Raw genomic sequence first — 3118 nt, 5'->3', positions numbered from 1 at the left:
ATTGTAAAAGCAATTTATCAAATTTAAAATTTATAAATTAAATCTTTTATCTTTAACAAGGAAGTAATGCAAATTAGAATATTAACATAGTCTAATGCTTCATTTTATTATGAAGTAAATAAAAGGTAAGCTACTAAGAGCAAACGGTGGATGCCTTGGCTAGTAGAGGCGATGAAGGACGTGCCAGGCTGCGATAAGTCTCGGGGAGCCGTCAAGGGGCTTTGATCCGGGAATTTCCGAATGGGGCAACCCAGTTAATAGTAATATTAACTACCTACGGGGGCGAACGAAGGGAACTGAAACATCTAAGTACCTTCAGGAAAAGAAATCAAAAGAGATTACGCTAGTAGCGGCGAGCGAACGCGTAAGAGGGCAAACCACTAGCTTGCTAGTGGGGTTGTAGGACTGCAATAAAGACTAAAAGCAGATAGCAGAATAAACTGGAAAGTTTAATCATAGAGGGTGATAATCCCGTATGCGAAATCTCCTTTTTACTTAGCAGTATCCTGAGTAGGGCGGGACACGTGAAATCCTGTCTGAAGCTGGGTAGACCACTATCCAACCCTAAATACTACTACTAGACCGATAGTGCACAAGTACCGTGAGGGAAAGGTGAAAAGAACTGAGGTGATCAGAGTGAAATAGAACCTGAAACCGTTTGCTTACAATCATTCAGAGCCCTATGATTTATCAGGGTGATGGACTGCCTTTTGCATAATGAGCCTGCGAGTTGTGGTATCTGGCGAGGTTAAGGAAACCCGGAGCCGTAGCGAAAGCGAGTCTTAATAGGGCGATTAGTCAGATGCTGCAGACCCGAAACGATGTGATCTATCCATGGGCAGGTTGAAGCCGGTGTAAGAACCGGTGGAGGACCCAACCGACGGCTGTTGAAAAAGCTCCGGATGACCTGTGGATAGGGGTGAAAGGCCAATCAAACATCGTGATAGCTGGTTCTCTCCGAAATATATTGAGGTATAGCGTTGTGTCGTAATTATAAGGGGTAGAGCACTGAATGGGCTAGGGCATACACCAATGTACCAAACCCTATCAAACTCCGAATACTTATAATGTAATCACAGCAGTCAGGCGGCGAGTGATAAAATCCGTCGTCGAGAGGGGAACAACCCAGACTACCGACTAAGGTCCCTAAATCTTATTTAAGTGGAAAACGATGTGGAGTTACTGAAACAACCAGGAGGTTGGCTTAGAAGCAGCCATCCTTTAAAGATAGCGTAATAGCTCACTGGTCTAGTGATTCTGCGCGGAAAATATAACGGGGCTAAAATAAGTACCGAAGTCGTAGATTTGCACCTAGTGCAAGTGGTAGGAGAGCGTTCTATTCAGCGTCGAAGCCATACCGGCAAGGAGTGGTGGAGCGGATAGAAGTGAGCATGCAGGCATGAGTAGCGATAAAATATGTGAGAATCATATTCGCCGTAAACCCAAGGTTTCCTACGCGATGCTCGTCATCGTAGGGTTAGTCGGGTCCTAAGCAAAGTCCGAAAGGGGTATGCGATGGAAAATCGGTTAATATTCCGATACCAATATTAGTGTGCGATGGAAGGACGCTTAAAGTTAGGGGAGCCAGCTGATGGAAGTGCTGGTCTAAGTGTGTAGGTTGAGTTATAGGCAAATCCGTAACTCTTTATCCGAGACATTAAAGGCTCATGACGCTCTTCGGAGTAGATTGAGAATCCTTGATACTATCGAGCCAAGAAAAGTTTCTAAGTTTAGCTAATATTGCCCGTACCGTAAACCGACACAGGTGGGTGGGATGAGTATTCTAAGGCGCGTGGAAGAACTCTCTTTAAGGAACTCTGCAAAATAGCACCGTATCTTCGGTATAAGGTGTGCCTAACTTTGTTAAGGATTTACTCTGTAAGCAAAGAAGGTTACAACAAAGAGTCCCTCCCGACTGTTTACCATAAACACAGCACTCTGCTAACTCGTAAGAGGATGTATAGGGTGTGACGCCTGCCCGGTGCTCGAAGGTTAATTGATGATGTCAGCTTTTGCGAAGCATCTGATCGAAGCCCGAGTAAACGGCGGCCGTAACTATAACGGTCCTAAGGTAGCGAAATTCCTTGTCGGTTAAATACCGACCTGCATGAATGGCGTAACGAGATGGGAGCTGTCTCAAAGAGGGATCCAGTGAAATTGTAGTGGAGGTGAAAATTCCTCCTACCCGCGGCAAGACGGAAAGACCCCGTGGACCTTTACTATAGCTTGACACTGCTGCTTGGATAAAGATGCGCAGGATAGGTGGGAGGCTTTGATCCATATACTCCGGTGTATGGTGAGCCATTGTTGAGATACCACTCTTCTTTATTTGGGTAGCTAACTAGCCTAAGTTATCCTTAGGTAGGACAATGTCTGGTGGGTAGTTTGACTGGGGCGGTCGCCTCCCAAAATGTAACGGAGGCTTACAAAGGTTGGCTCAAAGCGGTTGGAAATCGCTTGTAGAGTATAAAGGCATAAGCCAGCTTAACTGCGAGACACACAAGTCAAGCAGAGACGAAAGTCGGTCTTAGTGATCCGGTGGTTCTGTGTGGAAGGGCCATCGCTCAAAGGATAAAAGGTACCCCGGGGATAACAGGCTGATCTCCCCCAAGAGCTCACATCGACGGGGAGGTTTGGCACCTCGATGTCGGCTCATCGCATCCTGGGGCTGGAGCAGGTCCCAAGGGTATGGCTGTTCGCCATTTAAAGCGGTACGCGAGCTGGGTTCAGAACGTCGTGAGACAGTTCGGTCCCTATCTGCCGTGGGCGTAAGAAGATTGAGGAGAGTTGACTCTAGTACGAGAGGACCGAGTCGAACTGGCCACTGGTGTATGGGTTGTTCTGCCAAGAGCATCGCCCAGTAGCTAAGCCGGGATGTGATAAGAGCTGAAAGCATCTAAGCTCGAAGCCAACTCCAAGATGAATCTTCTTTTAAGAGCTCAGAAAGACTATCTGTTTGATAGGCCGGATGTGTAAGTGATGAAAGTCATTTAGCTGACCGGTACTAATAGCTCGTTTGCTTATCTTTTTAAGCATTACTTCCTTGTTAAAGGTATTAGAAATCCTTTGACAATATGGTAAAAGATTTTATTAGGCTTGATGACTTTTGCAGTGTTAA

The 3118-nt window shown here is 46.0% G+C and carries 1 rRNA gene; it reads left to right on the top strand.

What is annotated here, in order from left to right:
* Nucleotides 1-123 precede the first annotated feature (123 nt).
* Nucleotides 124-3028, top strand: a 23S ribosomal RNA gene (locus OFN98_RS07980).
* Nucleotides 3029-3118 lie beyond the last annotated feature (90 nt).

The sequence above is a fragment of the Campylobacter sp. JMF_15 NE4 genome, assembly GCF_027737645.1.
In the GTDB taxonomy this organism is placed as follows: domain Bacteria; phylum Campylobacterota; class Campylobacteria; order Campylobacterales; family Campylobacteraceae; genus Campylobacter_B.
Note: the sequence above shows the minus strand (reverse complement) of the source record. Positions and strands in the feature narration are given on the sequence as shown.